Source organism: Ruegeria sp. HKCCSP351, assembly GCF_017872535.1.
Lineage (GTDB): Bacteria > Pseudomonadota > Alphaproteobacteria > Rhodobacterales > Rhodobacteraceae > Ruegeria.
In genome coordinates this window covers 1-2,500 of the sequence record NZ_JAEDOV010000021.1, presented here as the reverse complement: position 1 = coordinate 2,500, position 2,500 = coordinate 1, and the positions used below count along the sequence as shown (strand labels likewise).

The following is a 2,500-nucleotide window of genomic DNA, read 5'->3' as shown; positions in this document are numbered from 1 at the left end:
TGAGCTGTGCCTAGGGGTGAAAGGCCAATCAAACTCGGAGATAGCTGGTTCTCTGCGAAATCTATTTAGGTAGAGCGTCATCCGAATACCCCGGGGGGTAGAGCACTGGATGGGTAATGGGGCCCCACAGGCTTACTGATCCTAACCAAACTCCGAATACCCGGGAGTACTAGATGGCAGACACACTGCGGATGCTAACGTCCGTAGTGGAGAGGGAAACAACCCTGACCTACAGCTAAGGCCCCCAATTCATGGCTAAGTGGGAAAGCAGGTGGGACGACCAAAACAACCAGGAGGTTGGCTTAGAAGCAGCCATCCTTTAAAGATAGCGTAACAGCTCACTGGTCTAAACAAGTTGTCCTGCGGCGAAGATGTAACGGGGCTCAAGCCATGAGCCGAAGCTTAGGATGCCGTAAGGCATGGTAGCAGAGCGTAGTGTGACATAGAACTCATCCGTATTTGCATCTGTGTTGTGTAACAGCAGCGGGATGTAATGACGGATCGAGTTCTTTCGATGAAGCCGGCCTGTGAGGGATCCGGTGGAGAGATCACTAGTGAGAATGATGACATGAGTAGCGACAAAGAGTGTGAGAGACACTCTCGCCGAAAGTCCAAGGGTTCCTGCTTAAAGCTAATCTGAGCAGGGTAAGCCGGCCCCTAAGCCGAGGCCGAAAGGCGTAGGCGATGGGAACTAGGTTAATATTCCTAGGCCAGGAGGATGTGACGGATCACAGGTGTAGTTCAATCTTATCGGATTGATTGGGCTGCTGAGTGGTTCCTGGAAATAGCCCTCCATCAGACCGTACCCTAAACCGACACAGGTGGACTGGTAGAGCATACCAAGGCGCTTGAGAGAACGATGTTGAAGGAACTCGGCAAAATACCTCCGTAAGTTCGCGAGAAGGAGGCCCGGTTCCTAGGCAACTAGGGGCTGGGGGCACAAACCAGGGGGTGGCGACTGTTTATTAAAAACACAGGGCTCTGCGAAGTCGCAAGACGACGTATAGGGTCTGACGCCTGCCCGGTGCCTGAAGGTTAAAAGGAGAGGTGAGAGCCTTGAATTGAAGCCCAGGTAAACGGCGGCCGTAACTATAACGGTCCTAAGGTAGCGAAATTCCTTGTCGGGTAAGTTCCGACCTGCACGAATGGCGTAACGACTTCCCCGCTGTCTCCAACATCGACTCAGCGAAATTGAATTGCCTGTCAAGATGCAGGCTTCCCGCGGTTAGACGGAAAGACCCCGTGCACCTTTACTACAGCTTCGCACTGGCATCAGGATTGTGATGTGCAGGATAGGTGGTAGGCTTTGAAGCGGAAACGCAAGTATCCGTGGAGCCTCCCTTGAGATACCACCCTTCGCACTCTTGATGTCTAACCGCGGTCCGTTATCCGGATCCGGGACCCTGCGTGGCGGGTAGTTTGACTGGGGCGGTCGCCTCCTAAAGCGTAACGGAGGCGCGCGAAGGTTGGCTCAGAGCGGTCGGAAATCGCTCGTTGAGTGCAATGGCAGAAGCCAGCCTGACTGCAAGACTGACAAGTCGAGCAGAGTCGAAAGACGGCCATAGTGATCCGGTGGTCCCGAGTGGAAGGGCCATCGCTCAACGGATAAAAGGTACGCCGGGGATAACAGGCTGATACTGCCCAAGAGTCCATATCGACGGCAGTGTTTGGCACCTCGATGTCGGCTCATCTCATCCTGGGGCTGGAGCAGGTCCCAAGGGTACGGCTGTTCGCCGTTTAAAGAGGTACGTGAGCTGGGTTTAGAACGTCGTGAGACAGTTCGGTCCCTATCTGCCGTGGGTGTAGGAGACTTGAGAGGAGTTGCCCCTAGTACGAGAGGACCGGGGTGAACGATCCACTGGTGGACCAGTTGTCGTGCCAACGGCAGTGCTGGGTAGCTATGATCGGACAGGATAACCGCTGAAGGCATCTAAGCGGGAAGCCCCCCTCAAAACAAGGTCTCCCTGAGGGCCGTGGAAGACCACCACGTCAATAGGCCGGAGATGTAAGCGCAGTAATGCGTTCAGTTGACCGGTACTAATCGCCCGATAGGCTTGATTTGATCCAGTAATGGAAAGACAAATCAAAGACATACACACCCTGAGTTGGATGGCGCGTGACAATCCGCAACGCGGATTGCACGGTGTTGATTGATTACACAACCGAGTGGCACCGCGCATTTGCTTCACAAATACGCTGCCTGCCACCCGTCGCTTTTTTGCAAAGCAAAAACAGCGACGGGGGGATTTTCCTCGGTTTGGTGGTCATAGCGCAAGTGAAACACCCGGTCCCATCCCGAACCCGGAAGTTAAGCACTGCCGCGCCAATGGTACTTGGGCTTAAGCCCCGGGAGAGTAGGTCACCGCCAAACCTAGAAAAATCCCCAAATCTCTCTAAAACGATGAAAACAAATCTGACTCTGACGCGGGATGGAGCAGCCCGGTAGCTCGTCAGGCTCATAACCTGAAGGTCGCAGGTTCAAATCCTGCTCCCGCAACCA

1 tRNA gene and 2 rRNA genes (1 of these 3 cut by a window edge) are annotated in these 2,500 nt (G+C 54.2%); all 3 read left to right on the top strand.

What is annotated here, in order from left to right:
• A 23S ribosomal RNA gene (locus tag I9182_RS20225) occupies positions 1 to 2,062 on the top strand; it begins 783 nt to the left of the window's first position.
• 194 nt (positions 2,063 to 2,256) lie between these two features.
• A 5S ribosomal RNA gene (gene rrf / locus I9182_RS20220) occupies positions 2,257 to 2,371 on the top strand.
• 52 nt (positions 2,372 to 2,423) lie between these two features.
• Positions 2,424 to 2,500, top strand: a tRNA-Met gene (locus tag I9182_RS20215).